The organism is Streptomyces sp. NPDC056480 (assembly GCF_042795405.1).
Lineage (GTDB): Bacteria > Actinomycetota > Actinomycetes > Streptomycetales > Streptomycetaceae > Streptomyces.
Window position 1 is genome coordinate 1 of the sequence record NZ_JBHTSA010000156.1, and the last position, 16,598, is coordinate 16,598.

General features: G+C 72.6%; 17 protein-coding genes and 7 tRNA genes. 13 read left to right on the forward strand and 11 right to left on the reverse strand.

Annotation, left to right across the window (positions count from 1 at the left end):
- Nucleotide 1 precedes the first annotated feature (1 nt).
- The 5 genes from ACFQ79_RS36845 to ACFQ79_RS36865 form a co-directional block, all read right to left on the reverse strand.
- Nucleotides 2-73 (reverse strand) — tRNA-Val (locus tag ACFQ79_RS36845).
- 41 nt (nt 74-114) lie between these two features.
- A tRNA-Val gene (locus ACFQ79_RS36850) sits at nt 115-186 on the reverse strand.
- A 39-nt stretch (nt 187-225) separates the two neighbouring features.
- Nucleotides 226-297, reverse strand: a tRNA-Val gene (locus ACFQ79_RS36855).
- A gap of 1 nt (nt 298) precedes the next feature.
- A tRNA-Cys gene (locus tag ACFQ79_RS36860) sits at nt 299-372 on the reverse strand.
- A gap of 39 nt (nt 373-411) precedes the next feature.
- A tRNA-Gly gene (locus tag ACFQ79_RS36865) sits at nt 412-484 on the reverse strand.
- Between the two features lie 232 nt (nt 485-716).
- Between ACFQ79_RS36865 and ACFQ79_RS36870 the strand changes: the two genes are divergently transcribed.
- Genes ACFQ79_RS36870 through ACFQ79_RS36880 form a run of 3 tightly spaced genes read left to right on the forward strand, consistent with a single transcriptional unit; the run spans nt 717 to nt 3,506 of the window.
- Entirely contained in the window at nt 717-1,784 is a 1,068-nt protein-coding gene (locus ACFQ79_RS36870) for a chorismate-binding protein (RefSeq protein ID WP_383591742.1), read from the forward strand.
- Nucleotides 1,781-2,611: an aminotransferase class IV gene (locus ACFQ79_RS36875; protein ID WP_383591745.1), complete on the forward strand. Its 831-nt coding sequence runs from the start codon at nt 1,781-1,783 to the stop codon at nt 2,609-2,611. The genes ACFQ79_RS36870 and ACFQ79_RS36875 overlap by 4 nt, the downstream gene beginning before the upstream one ends.
- Nucleotides 2,612-2,666: 55 nt before the next feature.
- A complete protein-coding gene (locus ACFQ79_RS36880) occupies nt 2,667-3,506 on the forward strand; it encodes a GNAT family N-acetyltransferase (RefSeq protein ID WP_383591748.1) in 840 nt (279 codons plus the stop codon).
- A gap of 41 nt (nt 3,507-3,547) precedes the next feature.
- Here the strand turns inward: ACFQ79_RS36880 and ACFQ79_RS36885 are convergent, their stop codons facing one another.
- Nucleotides 3,548-4,063, reverse strand: coding sequence for a DsbA family protein (locus ACFQ79_RS36885; RefSeq protein WP_383591751.1), 516 nt, complete (start codon nt 4,061-4,063; stop codon nt 3,548-3,550).
- 173 nt (nt 4,064-4,236) lie between these two features.
- On the opposite strand from ACFQ79_RS36885, the gene ACFQ79_RS36890 reads away from it, so the two are divergent.
- Together ACFQ79_RS36890 and ACFQ79_RS36895 are read left to right on the forward strand one after the other, a co-directional pair.
- Nucleotides 4,237-4,650, forward strand: coding sequence for a hypothetical protein (locus ACFQ79_RS36890; RefSeq protein ID WP_383591754.1), 414 nt, complete (start codon nt 4,237-4,239; stop codon nt 4,648-4,650).
- A gap of 122 nt (nt 4,651-4,772) precedes the next feature.
- Entirely contained in the window at nt 4,773-4,937 is a 165-nt protein-coding gene (locus ACFQ79_RS36895; protein WP_167346850.1) for a hypothetical protein, read from the forward strand.
- 137 nt (nt 4,938-5,074) lie between these two features.
- Here the strand turns inward: ACFQ79_RS36895 and ACFQ79_RS36900 are convergent, their stop codons facing one another.
- The gene (locus ACFQ79_RS36900) at nt 5,075-5,632 is read right to left on the reverse strand and encodes a CGNR zinc finger domain-containing protein (RefSeq protein ID WP_148004938.1); all 558 of its coding nucleotides are present in this window, start codon (nt 5,630-5,632) and stop codon (nt 5,075-5,077) included.
- A gap of 191 nt (nt 5,633-5,823) precedes the next feature.
- Complete coding sequence (locus ACFQ79_RS36905; RefSeq protein ID WP_015032345.1) at nt 5,824-6,237, reverse strand: SsgA family sporulation/cell division regulator; 414 nt, start codon at nt 6,235-6,237, stop codon at nt 5,824-5,826.
- A gap of 190 nt (nt 6,238-6,427) precedes the next feature.
- On the opposite strand from ACFQ79_RS36905, the gene ACFQ79_RS36910 reads away from it, so the two are divergent.
- Both ACFQ79_RS36910 and ACFQ79_RS36915 read left to right on the forward strand, forming a co-directional pair.
- On the forward strand, nt 6,428-6,850 hold the full coding sequence (locus ACFQ79_RS36910; protein WP_073914771.1) for a TIGR02611 family protein: 423 nt from the start codon (nt 6,428-6,430) through the stop codon (nt 6,848-6,850).
- A gap of 54 nt (nt 6,851-6,904) precedes the next feature.
- Nucleotides 6,905-6,979 (forward strand) — tRNA-Val (locus tag ACFQ79_RS36915).
- Nucleotides 6,980-7,037: 58 nt separating this feature from the next.
- Here the strand turns inward: ACFQ79_RS36915 and ACFQ79_RS36920 are convergent.
- Nucleotides 7,038-9,581: an SCO7613 C-terminal domain-containing membrane protein gene (locus ACFQ79_RS36920; protein WP_383591757.1), complete on the reverse strand. Its 2,544-nt coding sequence runs from the start codon at nt 9,579-9,581 to the stop codon at nt 7,038-7,040.
- A 93-nt stretch (nt 9,582-9,674) separates the two neighbouring features.
- On the opposite strand from ACFQ79_RS36920, the gene ACFQ79_RS36925 reads away from it, so the two are divergent.
- Nucleotides 9,675-10,136, forward strand: coding sequence for an SRPBCC family protein (locus ACFQ79_RS36925; RefSeq protein ID WP_383591760.1), 462 nt, complete (start codon nt 9,675-9,677; stop codon nt 10,134-10,136).
- 74 nt (nt 10,137-10,210) lie between these two features.
- Nucleotides 10,211-10,282: transfer RNA gene (locus ACFQ79_RS36930), tRNA-Val, on the forward strand.
- A gap of 67 nt (nt 10,283-10,349) precedes the next feature.
- On the opposite strand, the gene ACFQ79_RS36935 is transcribed toward ACFQ79_RS36930, so the two are convergent.
- Nucleotides 10,350-11,078 carry a 3'-5' exonuclease gene (locus tag ACFQ79_RS36935; RefSeq protein WP_030316204.1) on the reverse strand — a complete coding sequence of 243 codons (729 nt, stop codon included), beginning with the start codon at nt 11,076-11,078 and terminating at the stop codon, nt 10,350-10,352.
- A 121-nt stretch (nt 11,079-11,199) separates the two neighbouring features.
- Between ACFQ79_RS36935 and ACFQ79_RS36940 the strand changes: the two genes are divergently transcribed.
- From ACFQ79_RS36940 to thrS, 3 genes are all read left to right on the forward strand, one after another.
- Nucleotides 11,200-11,766 carry a DUF4365 domain-containing protein gene (locus ACFQ79_RS36940; protein WP_383591763.1) on the forward strand — a complete coding sequence of 189 codons (567 nt, stop codon included), beginning with the start codon at nt 11,200-11,202 and terminating at the stop codon, nt 11,764-11,766.
- Nucleotides 11,766-13,085 carry a hypothetical protein gene (locus ACFQ79_RS36945; RefSeq protein ID WP_383591766.1) on the forward strand — a complete coding sequence of 440 codons (1,320 nt, stop codon included), beginning with the start codon at nt 11,766-11,768 and terminating at the stop codon, nt 13,083-13,085. Before ACFQ79_RS36940 ends, ACFQ79_RS36945 begins: the two co-directional genes overlap by 1 nt.
- 181 nt (nt 13,086-13,266) lie before the next feature.
- On the forward strand, nt 13,267-15,243 hold the full coding sequence (thrS, locus tag ACFQ79_RS36950) for a threonine--tRNA ligase (protein WP_355961148.1): 1,977 nt from the start codon (nt 13,267-13,269) through the stop codon (nt 15,241-15,243).
- An 18-nt stretch (nt 15,244-15,261) separates the two neighbouring features.
- Here thrS and ACFQ79_RS36955 read toward each other — a convergent pair whose 3' ends face one another.
- Nucleotides 15,262-15,939 (reverse strand): potassium channel family protein, encoded by a 678-nt coding sequence (locus ACFQ79_RS36955; protein ID WP_383591769.1) that lies wholly within the window; start codon nt 15,937-15,939, stop codon nt 15,262-15,264.
- 65 nt (nt 15,940-16,004) lie between these two features.
- On the opposite strand from ACFQ79_RS36955, the gene ACFQ79_RS36960 reads away from it, so the two are divergent.
- Complete coding sequence (locus ACFQ79_RS36960) at nt 16,005-16,568, forward strand: HIT family protein (protein ID WP_383591772.1); 564 nt, start codon at nt 16,005-16,007, stop codon at nt 16,566-16,568.
- The last annotated feature ends 30 nt before the right edge of the window (nt 16,569-16,598 follow it).

Sequence of the window (16,598 nt, forward strand, 5' to 3'; positions counted from 1 at the left end):
GTGCGCGATACTGGGATTGAACCAGTGACCTCTTCCGTGTCAGGGAAGCGCTCTCCCGCTGAGCTAATCGCGCGGGTGGTGCACACGACGTACCCGGAGGTACTGCGTACTGCGTGCGCGATACTGGGATTGAACCAGTGACCTCTTCCGTGTCAGGGAAGCGCTCTCCCGCTGAGCTAATCGCGCGGGACGGTCCATGCGGACCGGATCTTCGGTTGTTCTGCGTGCGCGATACTGGGATTGAACCAGTGACCTCTTCCGTGTCAGGGAAGCGCTCTCCCGCTGAGCTAATCGCGCTTGGAGGTGGAGACGGGATTTGAACCCGTGTAGACGGCTTTGCAGGCCGTTGCCTCGCCTCTCGGCCACTCCACCAGGAGTGAATACAGGGGTTCGGGAAGATCCCCCACATCGAGCGGACGACGAGATTCGAACTCGCGACCCTCACCTTGGCAAGGTGATGCTCTACCAACTGAGCCACGTCCGCTTGTCGTTTCCGTTTCGCTTGCGCGTCCCGGCGACGTGTTGAACTCTAGCGGATTCCTGGGCCAGCACAAAAACGCGTTTCCGCAGCGTGCTGACCTGCGCGCCGATCCTTGTGCCCGGCAGGGCGTCCCGGAGAGTTCGCGCCACGTTCACCCGCCGTGCTCCCGAGGTGGCGGGGAGCCCCCGTCGCCCGTGCCCCGGTGTCCCTCCTCCGGCGGACCTAGACTCGATGCGTGTACGACCTTGCTCCGCTGGCCCGCTTCGGCGGCCTCCTCGCGACCGACCTCCGGGACGTCACCCACGACCCCGAAGCCCTGGACTCCACCGGCTTCTGGGCCGTCTGCGCGGACTTCGAGGGGCGTCTGACCTGCGCCCGCTTCGGGGACGTGCGGCCCGACCCCGTCCCCGCTCCCGTCCCCGGCGCCTGGCGCGGGCCCGCCGCCGGTGACTGGACGTCCTCCCTCGACCGCGCCGCGTACATCGCGGGCGTCCGGCGCGTGCGCGAGCACATCGCGCGTGGCGAGGTCTACCAGGCGAACCTCTGCAGGGTGCTGACCGCGCCGCTGCCGGACCCGGCCGCAGCCGACGTCGACGCCCTCACCGCGCTCCTCGCCCGGGGCAATCCCGCCCCCTACGCCGGAACGATCCGGCTGCCCGCTCACGGCGTCGAGATCGCCACCGCCTCCCCCGAGCTCTACCTCCGCAGGGAGGGGGCGCTGATCTCCTCGGGTCCCATCAAGGGGACCGGCCGCACCGCCGCCGACCTCCTGCCCAAGGACCACGCGGAGAACGTGATGATCGTCGACCTGGTCCGCAACGACCTGGGGCGCGTCAGCCGGACCGGCTCCGTCGCCGTCCCCGCCCTCTGCGCGATCGAGGAGCACCCCGGCCTCGTCCACCTCGTCTCCACGGTCACCGGCCTGCTGCGCGAGGACGCCGGCTGGCCCGAGCTCCTCGACGCCACCTTCCCGCCCGGCTCCGTGACCGGCGCGCCCAAGTCCAGCGCGCTGCGGATCATCGATGCCCTGGAGACCGCCCCCCGCGGCCCGTACTGCGGAGGTGTCGGCTGGGTCGACGCCGACGCGGGCACGGCGGAGCTGGCCGTCGGGATAAGGACCTTCTGGATCGACCGCCCCGAGGGCGTGCTCCGCTTCGGCACCGGCGCCGGGATCACCTGGGGCTCCGACCCGGAGCGCGAGTGGGAGGAGACCGAGCTGAAGGCGTCCCGGCTGGTCGCGATAGCGTCGGGCGCCTACGAGTCAGGCGCCCTCGAGGCGACCGGAAAGGCCACTTCTCGATGAAAATCTGGGTCAACGGCGGGCTGCACGACGCGGAGACCGCCCTGGTCTCCGTACTGGACCACGGACTGACCGTCGGCGACGGCATCTTCGAGACGGTCAAGGCGGTACGCGGCGAGACCTTCGCCCTCACCCTCCATCTGGAGCGCCTCACCCGCTCCGCCCGCGGCCTCGGCCTGCCCGACCCGGACCTCGACGAGGTCCGCCGCGCCTGCGCCGCCGTCCTCGAGGCGAACCCGATGGAGCTCGGCCGGCTCCGCATCACGTACACCGGCGGCCTCTCGCCGCTCGGCTCGGAGCGCGGCGACGCGGGGGCCAGCCTGGTGGTCGGCCTGGGGGAGACCGGCCGGCGCGCCGACTCCACCGCGGTGATCACCGTGCCCTGGACGCGCAACGAGCGCGGCGCCCTCACCGGACTCAAGACCACCTCGTACGCCGAGAACGTGGTCGCCCTCGCCCGGGCGCGCGAGCAGGGCGCCTCCGAGGCGCTCTTCGCCAACACGGTGGGGCAGCTCTGCGAGGGCACCGGCTCCAACGTCTTCGTCGTGGTCGACGGCCGGATCCTCACCCCGCCCGTCTCCTCCGGCTGCCTCGCGGGCATCACCCGCGCCCTCACCGTCCAGTGGACCGGCGCGCAGGAGACCGATCTGCCGCTGGACGTCCTGGAGAGCGCCGACGAGATCTTCCTGACCTCGACGCTCCGCGACGTCCAGGCCGTGCACCGCGTCGACGGACGCGAGCTGTCGCCGTCGCCCGGCCCCGTCACCGCCAAGGCCATGCGGATCTTCGACGAGCACGCCGCGCGGGACCGGGATCCGCGGCTCGCCTAGCCGCCTCGCGCAAAACCTGATGACGGACGGCCCCCGGGTGGGTAGAACACGACTGATGACCACCACCCTGCGGCCGGCCGAGCCGCTTCAGCAGACGCCCGACGGCGGCCGTTCCCGTACCTATGACGTGTGCGTGAACAGCCGCCGCGTCGGTTCCGTGCACCTCTCCACCGACCCCGGCTTCGGGGCCGCCTCGGGTGTGATCAGCCGCCTCGGGGTCCGCGAACCGGACCGGGGGCGGGGCCGTGGCACGGTCGCGGCGCTGGCCTCGGAGGAGGTGCTGCGGGGCTGGGGCTGTGCCGAGGTCCAGATCTCCGTCCCCGCCGACGCCGGACCGGCGCTGCGGATGGCCCGCTCACTCGGCTACACCGAGCGCAGCCGGAACATGGTCAAGGAACTGCCCGCCGAGCCGCCGGCCCTGCCGGCGGGCGTCGAGGTGCGGCCGATGACCGGGGCCGAGTACGCGGCATGGGAGGCGCGGGCCAAGGAGGGCTTCGCGCGGAGCTGGATCGACCGCGGGGTGCCCGAGGAGCAGGCCCGCGCCAAGGCCGAGAGCAGCCACGCGAAGTACCTTCCGGAGGGCCTCGCCACCCCCGGGGTCGCGATCCACGTGGTCGTCCGGGACGGCCGGCCCGCCGGCTTCCTGTGGACCGGCCGGATCGAGCTGGAGCAGGGCCGCTGGGCTGCCTTCGTGTACGACATCGAGGTCGACGAGGCGCACCGCGGGCACGGCTACGGGCGGGCGCTGATGCTGCTCGCCGAGCGGGTCGCCCGGGAGGCCGGGGAGACCCTGCTCGGACTGCACGTCTTCGCGGGCAACACCCCGGCGATCCGGCTCTACGAGTCGCTCGGCTACCGCACGACCTACGTCAACAGCGCGAAGGAGCTGCGGTAGGGGAGGGCGGCGGGGCGGCCGGAGCTCAGGGCCTTCGGCCTTCAGACCTCCAGGAGGCGGTCGGTGATCTCCTCGATGCGCTCGCGCAGACCGTCCTGGCTCTGGCCGCCGTCCAGCCGCCGGCCGTCGACGACATAGGTCGGGGTGCCGGTGACCTTGATCGCCTTGCCCTCGGCCTCGTCCGCGTCGACGGTCAGGAGGTGCCGGCCGTCGATCAGCGCCGTGTCGAACTCCTCGGCGTCCAGGCCGAGTTCGGTGGCGACCTCCATGAGCACCGGCTCGCCCCGCTCGCCCAGCTCCGCGGTCCTGGTGAGCAGCGCCTCCGCGTACGCCCAGCCCTTGCCCTGCTCGAAGGCCTCCTCGGCGGCCTGCGCGGCGGCGTACGCGTGCTTGTGCTTCGCGAGCGGGAAGTGCCGCAGCTGTACGTCGAGCCGGTCGCCGTACTTCTCGCGGAGCGCGCGGACGTCGTCGAGGGCCTGGAAGCAGTCGGGGCACTGGAGGTCGAACCACGCCTCGAGGACGACGGGGGAGGCGGGTGCGGTGGTGGAGTCACTCATGACAGCAGTCTCCCTCACCAGGGAGGAGCGGGTGTCTCCCGACCGGGACCTGGGGAGGAGATCGGGGCGGGGCCGACCCGGAGATCTCCCTGAGACCGGGCCCGGGACATGGCCGCGGAGGCCCTCGCCGGTGCAGGATGGAAGGGACGTATCACCCGGACCTGGAGGCCCGTATGCTCGCCGAGACCATTTGCTCCGCGGTGTCCGTGGCGGGCCTGGGCATCGCCGCGATCACGGCGTACCGGAAGCGGTTCCTGTCCGCGGCCCGGATCGCGGCCTACTCCCTGGTGCCGATCGGTCTGGTGATGACGGGCGCCGTCGAATGGCTCGTGGACACGGCGTTCAGCCCGGTCGCCTGGGCCGGCTTCGGTGTCCTGGGCGCCGCCTGGCTGCTCTTCCTGTCCACCCGGGCCGTGGAGCGGCGCCGTGGCGGCCGCAAGGAGACCACCGGCGGGGCGGAGCCGGGTGCCGTGGCGCCTGCGGCGTCGTCGCCCTCGCGTGCCGTGACGGCGAAGCCGGGGACCGGCGCGCCGGCCGGAGAGGACTTCAGTGACATCGAGGCGATTCTGAAGAAGCACGGAATCTGACCGCTTCTGGCCGTTCCCGTTCCCGTGATCGTCCGGCGATCCACGGGAAGGGGTGAACGGCCCCTGCGATGGGGCGTGTTGCGGGATTTCCCGGGTCTCCGGTGCGCGATCATCCCCCCGAGATGCTGGATACCTCGCGGGAGACCGTCCCCGCCGCCCCCGATGCCCCTGCCGAAGAGCCGCGCGGCTGTCTGTTCGCGCTCTCCCAGCCCCCGCTGATGATCTTTCTCGGGGTGATCGGCTGTCTGCTGCTCATGGCCGCCGTGCACGATCTCTTCGTCCTGTGACGGCCCCGGGCCCGGCCCCGGGCCCGGCCCCGGACCGTGGTCCGGCTCCGTGTCCGGCCCCGAGTCCGGCCCCGAGTCCGGCTCCGAGTCCGGCCCCGAGTCCGGCTCCGAGTCCGGCCCCGGCCCCGGTCGGCGCCTCAGCCCGCGGCCTCCTTGCGGCGCGCCCGGTACGCGGCCACGTGCAGTCGGTTGCCGCAGGTGCGGCTGTCGCAGTAGCGGCGCGAGCGGTTGCGGGAGAGGTCGACGAAGGCCCGGCCGCAGTCCGGCGCCTCGCAGCGCCGCAGCCGCTCCTGCTCGCCCGCCACCACGATGAACGCCAGCGCCATGCCGCAGTCGGCCGCGAGGTGGTCGGCCACCGAGGCGCCCGGCGCGAAGTAGTGCACGTGCCAGTCGTAGCCGTCGTGGTCGGTGAGCTGGGGCGTGGTCCCCGCACCCGCCACCAGCTGGTTGATCAGGGGGGCCGCGATCCGGGCCTCGGGCGCCGAGAAGACCGCCGCGAACTTCTCGCGCACCCCGCGCACGGCCCGCAGGTCGGCGGCACCGAGATCGCCCACGTCGCTGATCTTGTGCGCGCGTACGAAGGTCCGCAGCCCCTGGATGTCCGCGAGCTCGTCGGCCCGGTCGCCCTGCGGCGCGGTGTTCATCAGATCGACGACTGTGTCGAGGGCGATCCGGGTGTCGTGGGGGATCAGCACGATTCGCTCCCTGGCCGGCCGCGGGCGGGTGCCCGCGGAATGGCGCTGACTTTAGCGCGACCGGGAAAAGGACAACGGCGCCCTCCACCGCGCCGGCTGCGCGGTGGGGAGCGCCGGTGTCGTGCCTATGTGGCTGCCCGCGCGGCGCCGTCGCCCCGAGTCGGACGGCGCCGTGCGGCTCTCGGCCTGGCTCAGCTGTCGGCCAGGATGTGGGAGAGCTCCGTATCGAGATCGAAGTGCCGGTGCTCGGTGCCCGGTGGCACGGCGGCGTCGGTCCGCTTCAGGAACGACTCCAGGGCCCTCGCCGGGGCCTCGAGCAGGGCTTCTCCCTCGGGGGAGCTCAACGCGATGCAGACGACTCCCTGACCGTGACTCCGGGACGGCCAGACGCGGACGTCGCCCGTGCCGGTGGGCCGGTGCAGCCCCTCGGCGAGAAGGTCGCGGGCGAAGACCCACTCGACCGTCTCCTCGGCTCCGGTGTGGAAGGTGGCGTGCACGGCATACGGATCGGCCGTGTCATACCGCAGGCCCGCGGGTACAGGCAGTGAGGACTCGCTCGACACAACGAGGCGCAGGTGCAGCTCGCAGCTGACCGTGGTGTTCATAAGCGCCAGGGCCTTTCGCTCAGTGTGCGCTCGGGGATTCGCACGTCGGCGAAATCGACATGCCACCTCAGGTGCCGTTGTAAACCCCTCTGTCGGTTTTGTGATCGTTCAGGTAGCTCGTTCGGGGGCGTGTGACCTGCGGTAATACGACCATTCCGGTGAGAGCTCCGCGTCCGGTAAGTTGGGGACCATGAATGCGGAGAGTGACGAGCGCACCGGGGAGTCCGCAGACGGCCAGGAAGCCGAACTGGGATCCCGCGCACCGGAGTTCATCAAGTCCCGACGAGGCCTCCATCTGAGCTGGCAGGTCGGCGTCTTCATCGTGGGACTCGCCGTGGTCGGCGCCGGAGTGGTCATGCTGCCGCTCCCGGGGCCCGGCTGGCTGGTCATCTTCGGCGGCATGGCGATCTGGGCGACCGAGTTCGTCTGGGCCCAGCTGGTGCTCCGCTGGACCAAGCGCAAGGTCACGGAGGCCGCACAGCGCGCACTCGACCCCAAGGTCCGCCGCAGGAACATCATCCTCACCACCGTCGGCCTGGTGATCATCGCCGCCCTGCTCGGCGTCTACCTGTGGAAGTTCGGCTTCGTCATGCCGTGGAAGATCGACGAGTGACCCTGGGATGGTGCGGGAGCCCCGCTGACATGCGGTAATGTTTGCGGTGCACCGGGGCGATTAGCTCAGTGGGAGAGCACTTCGTTCACACCGAAGGGGTCACTGGTTCGAACCCAGTATCGCCCACCACCCGGTCCGAAAGCCCGAGACGGAACATCGTCCCGGGCCTTCGGCGTACCCCCGTCCGTCACCGCATCCGCGCGACCCGGTCCCGGAGCCGCCGGGCGTCGCGCAGCCGCTGCTCGTACGTGGCGCCCACCGCGAGCAGCAGGAGCCCGGCGAGGGCCGGCGGCAGCCAGCGCGGCAGCGCGCCCACCGCCTGCACCACGTACGGCGCCAGCTCGTGCAGCCCGTCCAGGGCCAGGACCGAGCCGCCGATGACCAGGAGCGCCTGCAGGCGGAACCGAGCGCCGAGCAGCGTCACGACGAGGGCGGCCACCCCCAGGGCCAGCGGCCGCGGCCACTCCGGGTCCGTCCAGGCCGCGGCCAGGCTCGGCAGCAGCGTCGCCGCGAGCCCCGGGCCGTACGCCGTCCAGGACGAGGCCTCCCGGTCCCGGCGCCGCCGCAGGAGGCCGACGACCAGGGCCGGCACGGTCACCGGCAGGGTGTACGCCTCCGGGGTCGTCACCTCCCGCACCGCGAGCCGCACCCAGGTGGCGAGCAGGAAGAGCACCGCAGCCGTCCACGCGGCGAACCGCCGCCGCTCGGGGCGTACGGCCGTGGCCGCCGCGATCACCCCGCCGAGGGCCAGCGCGAGCGCGAGGAACGCGGGCCGGGAGGCGGCGAGCGCGAACGCCGGGAGCGCCACGACCGCACCCGTGATCTCGACCGGCAGCGCCACCGGGCGGGCCTTGGCGCCGACGGCGGCGGTGGCCGCCGGGACGAGCAGCAGGGCGAGTGCCGTCCAGTGGTCCTCGAACCCGCCGGCGGCGGCCACCGCGACCACGAGCCCGGTCGCGGTGAGCACGGCGGCGCAGGCGGCGACCACCCGCCGCGCACCCGCCCCGAGCACCGCCACGCCCACGAGGAGCAGGAGCAGCGCTCCGAGCGCCGCGAACGTGGCCTCCCGCACGTCCAGCGCGAGTGCGGCCGCGCTCAGGGCGGACATCAGGCCACCGGCGTACGCGATCCATCCCAGGACGGTTCCGGGCTCGGCGGGAGCCTGAGGGCGGGGCCGGGAAGGTGCCCAGGTGCCCCAGGGGGCACCGGGGGCGGCCGGGGCGGCCGGGGCGGCGGTGGCCGGCTCCGGCTGAGGCGTGCCGGGGCCTCCGGCCGGTTCCGGGCGACGCAGGCCGCGCGTCAGCGGGCCCGGGCGGACGGCGCACGCGAGGGCCGCCGCCGTCGTCAGGAGCTGAAGGGCGAGCGTCGCCGCGTACGGCAGGGCGAGGGAGACCGGCAGCGCCGTGAGCAGCGCCCAGACCAGGGCGAGGGAGCCACCGCGGGCCCACAGGCGCGGGACGGCCGCGAGGACGGCGGCGGCGACCGCCAGGACGAGGACGGCCGTCCCCGGGTACGAGGTCAGCGCCCGCCCGGCGTGCTCGCCGGACCACACCTCCGTCGTCCGGGCCATGGGCCCGAGGAGCCCGACCGCCACCGGCGGCAGCGCCCAGAGGACCCCGAGCGCAGAGACTCCGGCACCCGCGCCGGCGAGCCCGAGCCGCACGCCGCCCGGCAGCCGCCATCCGGCCTCCACGGCGGCTCCTTCCCCGGTCGTGGCCGCGGTCAGGCGCCACACCGACGCCAGAGCCAGTCCGCACAGGACGTAGACCGGCACGATCCAGTCCGTCGGGACGGCCGCGCGGAGCAGGCCGCCCGCCGCCGCGACGGTCGCCAGACCGGCGACGGCCGAGGCCGCCACCGCGAGGGCGGGCAGGCGCCGGGCCGCGTACAGCGTCAGCGCCGCGGCCGCCAGCAGCAGCGGGGCGCCGCTCCACGGCCAGGTGAGCGAGAGCCAGGCGCCCGTCAGGAGCGCCCAGCCGCCCAGTGCCGTCGCACCGACGGCCGCCGTGATCCGGACCGCCGCCGGGCGGGTCCACAGGATCACCGCGCCGTCCGCCGCGGCCGTGACGAGCGCCGCCCACGCGAAGGCCGTCGGGCCGCCCCCGGCCGCGAGCACGCCGAGCGGCAGCGGCAGCTGCCCCGCGACCACCGCCACCGGCAGCGGGATCCGCAGCCGGGACAGCGCCGAGCCGTACGCCGTCCACGCGCCCGCGAGAACCGCGGCGGCCACCGCCGTGTACCCGAGGCCGTCCGTCTCCGGCAACGCCACCCGGTGCAGCGCGTACGCGTCGAGCACCATCAGGACCAGGCCCAGCGCCGCCACCGACTCGGCCGTCGACACCAGGCTCCGGCGCAGCAGCGCCACCGGCGCGGTCAGCGCGGCCGAGGTCACCGCGAACAGGACGACCGAACGGCCGCCGATGCCCATCGACCCCCAGCTCACCAGCGTGAACGCGATCGCCGCGATCGTCAGCAGCGTGCCGCCGAGCGTCAGCAGCACGTTCTGAGCGCTCCGCGGCGTCGAGTCCGCCACCGGCGGGCGCGGGCCGGAAACCGCCGGACGGGCGCCGGGCGCCGGGGGGAACGGGCCGGGCACCGTCGACGCCGGCGCGTACAGCACCCGGAGCAGCCAGGCCCGCCGGGCCAGCAACTGGGACCGGTGTGCGTCGAGTCGGGCCAGCTCACGGTCGACGAGCGCGAGCTCGTCCGCGGGCGGCAGGGAGTTGTCCATGTCCGGAGTGTGGCCCCCGCCACACCGGCCGGGAATGCGTCCGGGTACTCATCTTCCGGCTCCCTCGCGTCTGAGTACGTCCACACTGGGGGCATGGACTGGTGCCGGTACCGCTTCCGCAGCGTCTGGCTGCTCGCCGCCCCGCCCGACGCCGTCTACGCCGTCCTGGAACGCGGTGAGGAGTACCCGCGCTGGTGGCCCCAGGTCCGCGAGGTCGTCCCCGTCGACGACACCACCGGCACCGCACGCTTCCGCTCCCTGCTCCCGTACGACCTCGTCGTCACCGTCCGCGCCCTGCGCCACGACCCGGAGGCCCGGGTCCTGGAGGCCGGACTCGGCGGCGACCTGGAGGGCTGGTCCCGCTGGACCCTCACCCCGCAAGGCACCGGCACCCGCGCCCTGTACGAGCAGGAGGTCGAGGTCAGGGCCCGGCTGCTGCGCGCCCTCGCCGTCCCCGGGCGGCCCGTCTTCCGCGCCAACCACGCCCTGATGATGCGGGGAGGACGGCGGGGGATCGCGGCTCGTCTGAAGGGGCCGCTCGAGGAGCGTCGATGAGGGGTGCTGGTCGGGCGCCGGGCGGGACGGTTTGAACGAAGGGCTCGGGGGCCTGTATGGTTCAACCCGTTCCCGGGCGATTAGCTCAGCGGGAGAGCACTTCGTTCACACCGAAGGGGTCACTGGTTCGATCCCAGTATCGCCCACCGGGTAGAGGCCGGTCCGTCGAAAGACGGACCGGCCTCTGTCATGTGCCGGGCCGCCGGGCCCCGTTCAGGCCGCCGTGCCCAGCTCCGGCCGCAGCGGCCACGACGGGTCCACGGTCTCCGGCGTCCCCTGCCGGGTGAACCACGCCTGGAGGCCCCGCGCCTGCGCCGCGTGCCACACCGCCTGCAGCGTGTGCAGCTCCGCCGGTGTCAGGCGCTCGAGCCGCGAGGAGAAGCGCCGCGCCACGGCCCGTACGACATCGAGCGCCGCCGTCGCGTCCGCCGCCGCGTCGTGCGCGCCCGCCAGCTCCACCTCGTAGTGCGCGCACAGGTCCGTGAGCGTCCGGCGGCCCTTCCGGTAGCGGTCCAGATGCTTGTCCAGGACCCGCGGGTCGAGGACGACCAGCGGGGTTCCCCCCAGGTAGTCGCCGAGCGTGGACGCCCGGTGCCGGCGCAGCTCGCGGTCGAGGATCGTCAGATCGAACGGCGCGTTCATCACCACCAGCGGACGCCCCGCCGCGCTCTGCTCCGCCAGCGCGCGCGCCAGCTCCTCCATCACCGGAGCAGGCCACCGGCCGTTCCGCTGGAGGTGATCGTCCGTCAGTCCGTGCACGGCGGTGGCCCCCTCGGGCACCGGTATGCCCGGATTGACCAGCCACCGCGTCACCCGCGGCCGCGCCCCCACCGTGTCCTGTACGACGAGGGCGGCGGACACGATCCGGTCGCCTTCGACGTCGACTCCTGTGGTCTCCGTGTCGAAAGCGGCCAGGGGCCCTTCGTACCAGTGCATCGTCATCCCTGAACTCCCTGCACACGTGCGGCAGATGGCCAACCCCCTGCCCCGAAACGGTGATACCCGGACTGTTTGCGCCGTACGCGGACCGGTCACAACACAAGGGACGGGGAAGGAAGACGACATGGCGCTCGCCCAGCCCGAGTCGGGAGGGATGCCGCCCCAGCGGCTGGCACCGACGCGCGGCTCACTCGCCACCACCGCCTGCATGGAGACCCTCCAGGTGGGATACCTGCACGCCGTCGCCGCCGCGGCCGGCTGCTCGCTGTCCCAGCCCTTTCCGGACAACGGCATCGACTGGCACGTGAGCCACGGCTCGCCCGGCCACACGGTCGACGACGAGGTGACCATCAAGGTGCAGCTCAAGTGCACCTACCAGATACCGCCGCGCCCGCCCGGGAAGACCTTCTCGTTCACCCTCGACAACGACCACCTGGTGAAGCTCGCCAGGACCCCGGTGTCCGTGCACAAGATCCTCGTCGTGATGCTCGTCCCGAGGTCACAGGAGGACTGGCTGAGAGCGAGCCACGACCGGCTCGACCTGAGGCACTGCTGCTACTGGATCAACCTGGCCGGACACCCGGTCACGGGACAGCGCCGGACCACCGTGCGCGTACCGACGGCACGGATCTTCGACGACCGGGCGCTCTGCGAGATCATGACCCGGGTCGGCGTGGGAGGGAGACCTTGATGCACCGACCGATCGACGAACCGAGGTTCGGGGACGAGGGGAGCGGGGCCGGACACGGCCCCGTCTCCGTTCCTCCGCCCTACCGCCCCCATCCGGCGCCCGGGGACACCCCCGGGCCCTGGACCGGGGTCCCGGCCCCGCCCACCGGACCCTGGGCCGACGCCCAGGGCACCCCCGACCCCGGCAGGGTCGACCCGCGTGTCCTCGGTGCCCTGCTGGCCCGCCACGGCTGGCGGCGGCGGGGCGGGGCGGCCGGGCGCTACAGCCGTTGGACCCCGCCCGGCAGCGGCACCGGCACCAGCCTGCTCGTGCCGGAGAGCCGCGCCTTCCCGGACTGCGAGGACCTGCTCGGCGAGGCGCTCGCCGCCCTCGCCCACAGCGCCACGCCCTCCGCCCGTGAGGTCCTCACCGGCCTCGCCGTGCCCAGTGACGAGATCCGCTGGTGGCGCGACGTGCCCCCGGGCCCGGCCGGCATCGTCCCCTGGACCGTGCAGGAGCAGCTCAGGTCCGCCGCCCGCCAGCTCCTCCTCGCCGGCGCCCTCGCCGTACGGGGCAGGGCCGGGTACTACGGGGCCAGGCACCGGCGCCCGGCCCAGGCCTCCCTGGAGACCGTCGTCGTCGGCGCGGCGCCCGGCGGGCGCGGGCTCACCGCGTTCCTGCCCGTCGCACCGGGCCGTCCCATCGCCGTCCGGCTCTACCACGCCCTCCACGCGGCCCGCGAGGCCACCGACTACCAGCGGGCCACCGGTGGCATGGAGGCCTTCGACACGGCCGTCGAGGCGGGCGTCAGCCGGGAGCTCACCGAGGCGCTCGTGGCCCTGGTGCGCGGCACCGAGGGAGCCAGGATCGCCCTGGAGTGGGCGCCGTCCGCCGGGGCTCCCGAGGGCTGTGCCGCCCGGCCCGAACCGGTCGAGTTCTCGCCCGGCGACCTGCCCGCGCTGCGCGAGGCGAGCGCCCGCTATCTGACCGACGAGCCCTCCGTGCCGGTGCGGCTGACCGGCGCCGTCGTCCGCATGCGCCGCTCCGGGCCGCGCGGCGAGGGCACCGTTCGGCTCCGGGTGCTCGGCGGGGCCGAGGTCCCGCACGTCCGGGTCAGCCTGGACGAGGAGGCGTACCGCACCGCCGGGCACGCCCATCTCGTCGGGCTCCCGATCCGGGTGGTGGGACGGCTGGAGAGCCGGGGCGGCTTCCGCCGGCTCACGGACGCCTCCGGGGTCGTCCCCGTCCAGGTGGACGAGACGGAACGGGACCGGTTGATGAAGTCCCTCCAGGAGAACCTCGACTTCTTCGAGGAGGCGTGCGGACCGGACGAGGGGTGAGGCACGCGGCGGGGCCCGGCGGGCGGGAAACCCTTTCGCGGGTGGCCCGGCGGACGGGAAACCGTTTCGCGGGCGCCCCCGTGGCCTCGGTAGGATCGGCCGTGCGCGGCACCTCGTACCTGTCGCGCACCGCCGGCGCCGGCACCTCGTGTCTGCTTGCGCCCCTATGTACGGAGTACCCGTGTCTGAAGTCCGTGTGACCGTCCAGTCCGCCTCGGAGGCAGAGGAGAGGGCGGTGAGCGCGGGCACCACCGCCGGCGCCCTGTTCGCCGACGACCGCACCATCATCGCCGCCCGCGTGGCCGGCGAGCTGAAGGACCTGTCGTACGAGCTCGCCGACGGCGATGTCGTCGAGGGCGTCGAGATCTCCTCCCCGGACGGGCTCGACATCCTGCGCCACTCGACCGCGCACGTCATGGCCCAGGCCGTGCAGGAGCTCTTCCCCGAGGCCAAGCTGGGCATCGGCCCGCCGGTCCGGGACGGCTTCTACTACGACTTCGACGTCGAGAAGCCCTTCACTCCCGAGGACCTCAAGGTCATCGAGAAGAAGATGCAGGAGATCCAGAAGCGCGGCCAGCGTTTCGCCCGCCGTGTGGTGACCGACGAGGACGCCCGCGCCGAGCTCGCGGACGAGCCGTACAAGCTGGAGCTCATCGGCATCAAGGGCTCCGCGTCGACCGACGACGGCGCGAACGTCGAGGTGGGCGGCGGCGAGCTGACCATCTACGACAACATCGACGCCAAGACCGGCGACCTGTGCTGGAAGGACCTCTGCCGCGGTCCCCACCTGCCCACCACCCGGAACATCCCGGCGTTCAAGCTGATGCGCAACGCCGCCGCCTACTGGCGCGGCAGCGAGAAGAACCCGATGCTCCAGCGCATCTACGGCACCGCCTGGCCGTCGAAGGACGAGCTGAAGGCCCACCTCGACTTCCTCGCCGAGGCCGAGAAGCGCGACCACCGCAAGCTGGGCAACGAGCTGGACCTCTTCTCCGTCCCGGACGAGATCGGCTCCGGCCTCGCCGTCTTCCACCCCAAGGGCGGCATCATCCGCCGGGTCATGGAGGACTACTCGCGCAAGCGCCACGAGGAGGAGGGCTACGAGTTCGTCTACTCGCCGCACGCCACCAAGGGCAAGCTGTTCGAGAAGTCGGGCCACCTCGACTGGTACGCCGAGGGCATGTACCCCCCCATGCAGCTCGACGAGGGCGTGGACTACTACCTCAAGCCCATGAACTGCCCGATGCACAACCTGATCTTCGACGCGCGCGGCCGTTCGTACCGTGAACTGCCGCTGCGCCTGTTCGAGTTCGGCACCGTGTACCGGTACGAGAAGTCGGGCGTCGTGCACGGCCTGACCCGGGCCCGCGGCTTCACCCAGGACGACGCGCACATCTACTGCACCAAGGAGCAGATGGCGGAGGAGCTCGACAAGACCCTCACCTTCGTCCTGAACCTGCTGCGCGACTACGGTCTGACCGACTTCTACCTGGAGCTGTCCACCAAGGACCCGGAGAAGTTCGTCGGCTCGGACGAGGTCTGGGAGGAGGCCACCGCGGTCCTCCAGCAGGTCGCCGAGAAGCAGGGTCTCCCGCTGACCCCCGACCCGGGCGGCGCCGCGTTCTACGGCCCGAAGATCTCGGTGCAGGCGCGCGACGCCATCGGCCGCACCTGGCAGATGTCGACCGTGCAGCTCGACTTCAACCTGCCGGAGCGCTTCGACCTGGAGTACACCGCCCCGGACGGCACCAAGCAGCGCCCGGTCATGATCCACCGCGCGCTGTTCGGCTCGATCGAGCGCTTCTTCGCCGTGCTCCTCGAGCACTACGCGGGCGCGATGCCGCCGTGGCTGGCTCCCGTCCAGGCCACCGGCATCCCGATCGGCGACGCGCACGTCGACTACCTGCACGAGTTCGCCGCCAAGGCGAAGAAGCAGGGGCTGCGGGTGGACGTCGACTCGTCCTCGGACCGGATGCAGAAGAAGATCCGCAACGCGCAGAAGCAGAAGGTGCCGTTCATGATCATCGCGGGTGACGAGGACATGGCCGCCGGCGCCGTCTCCTTCCGCTACCGCGACGGTTCGCAGGAGAACGGCATCCCCGTCGACGAGGCCATCGCCAAGATCGCCAAGATCGTCGAGGACCGCGTCCAGGTCTGATCCGCCGGTCGCACGAGCTCAGGAGGCCCCCGGGTTGTCGCCCGGGGGCCTCTTCTCGTCCTCCCGCCGGAACGTCTGGATCAGCCAGGACGAGAACGAACCCGTGACGGCCCCGATCAGGGCGACTCCGCACGCCATCATGCCCACCGCGATGAACCGGCCCATCGCGGTCACCGGGGTGACGTCCCCGTATCCCACCGTCGTCAGCGTCTCGGCGGCCCACCAGAGGGCGTCGCCGAAGGTGTGGATCGTGGCCCCCGCGGCGCCGCGCTCGTGCTGGTAGACGGCGAGCGCGCCCGCGAAGCCGAGCAGCGAGACCGTGAGGCTGGAGTAGGCCATGACGCGGGCGTAGAGGGTCAGCCGCGGCTTGTCGTGGCGGCGCTGGATCTGCTCGTAGATCTTCACCATCTGCAGCGGCCGCAGCAGCGGCAGCAGCAGCACGACGGTGCCCAGGAGATGTGCGCGGAGGAAGCGCAGGGGACCGAGGCCGCTGAGCCGGAGCCGCACCACGTAGTCGACGACGAAGACGCCCCACGACCCGAGCGTGACCGCGAGGCAGAGGTCCAGCCAGACCTGGTCCATGCCGTGGGCGAGTACCCGCACCGTGTACCCGGCGAGGAAGAGCAGAGATGCCACCGCGAGCGGCTTCTCCATGCGACGGTCCCAGCGCTCCTGATTCTCCGGCCTCACGTCCATCGGATCAGCATGGCCGCTGCATGGATCTTCCGCCCCGGCGACACGTTCCGAACGGGCGACGCAATATGCTGCACAGCATGACGACTGAGCCGGAGCAGCAGATCGGAGTGGGGACGCAGGACGCGTTCCAGCGCCTGTGGACGCCTCATCGAATGGCGTACATCCAGGGCGAGAACAAGCCGACCGGGCCGGGCGCCGAGGACGGCTGTCCGTTCTGCTCGATTCCGGCGAAGTCGGACGAGGACGGGCTGGTGATCGCCCGCGGCCAGAGCGTGTACACGGTCCTCAACCTGTACCCGTACAACGGCGGTCACCTCATGGTCGTCCCCTACCGCCACGTCGCCGACTACACGGACCTGGACGTGGCGGAGACGGCGGAGCTTGCCGACTTCACCAAGCGCGCCATGGTCGCGCTGCGGGCCGCCTCCGGCGCGCACGGCTTCAACATCGGCATGAACCAGGGCGCCGTCGCGGGCGCCGGGATCGCCGCCCATCTGCACCAGCACGTGGTGCCGCGCTGGGGCGGGGACACCAACTTCATGCCGGTCGTGGGACACACCAAGGTGCTGCCGCAGCTCCTCGCGGACACCCGGAAGATGCTGGCCGACGCCTGGCCCGCCACCATCTGATCCTTACGCGAAGGGCCCGGGCCACCGCGG

Coding starts and splice junctions, on each gene's coding strand:
- ACFQ79_RS36940 (WP_383591763.1), top strand. CDS start 11,200: ATGGCGCTCGCCCAGCCCGAGTCGGGAGGGATGCCGCCCCAGCGGCTG.
- ACFQ79_RS36960 (WP_383591772.1), top strand. CDS start 16,005: ATGCTGCACAGCATGACGACTGAGCCGGAGCAGCAGATCGGAGTGGGG.
- ACFQ79_RS36955 (WP_383591769.1), bottom strand. CDS start 15,939: ATGGACGTGAGGCCGGAGAATCAGGAGCGCTGGGACCGTCGCATGGAG.
- ACFQ79_RS36875 (WP_383591745.1), top strand. CDS start 1,781: ATGAAAATCTGGGTCAACGGCGGGCTGCACGACGCGGAGACCGCCCTG.
- ACFQ79_RS36945 (WP_383591766.1), top strand. CDS start 11,766: ATGCACCGACCGATCGACGAACCGAGGTTCGGGGACGAGGGGAGCGGG.
- ACFQ79_RS36925 (WP_383591760.1), top strand. CDS start 9,675: ATGGACTGGTGCCGGTACCGCTTCCGCAGCGTCTGGCTGCTCGCCGCC.
- ACFQ79_RS36880 (WP_383591748.1), top strand. CDS start 2,667: ATGACCACCACCCTGCGGCCGGCCGAGCCGCTTCAGCAGACGCCCGAC.
- ACFQ79_RS36905 (WP_015032345.1), bottom strand. CDS start 6,237: ATGAACACCACGGTCAGCTGCGAGCTGCACCTGCGCCTCGTTGTGTCG.
- ACFQ79_RS36910 (WP_073914771.1), top strand. CDS start 6,428: ATGAATGCGGAGAGTGACGAGCGCACCGGGGAGTCCGCAGACGGCCAG.
- ACFQ79_RS36920 (WP_383591757.1), bottom strand. CDS start 9,581: ATGGACAACTCCCTGCCGCCCGCGGACGAGCTCGCGCTCGTCGACCGT.
- ACFQ79_RS36895 (WP_167346850.1), top strand. CDS start 4,773: ATGCTGGATACCTCGCGGGAGACCGTCCCCGCCGCCCCCGATGCCCCT.
- ACFQ79_RS36890 (WP_383591754.1), top strand. CDS start 4,237: ATGCTCGCCGAGACCATTTGCTCCGCGGTGTCCGTGGCGGGCCTGGGC.
- ACFQ79_RS36885 (WP_383591751.1), bottom strand. CDS start 4,063: ATGAGTGACTCCACCACCGCACCCGCCTCCCCCGTCGTCCTCGAGGCG.
- ACFQ79_RS36935 (WP_030316204.1), bottom strand. CDS start 11,078: ATGACGATGCACTGGTACGAAGGGCCCCTGGCCGCTTTCGACACGGAG.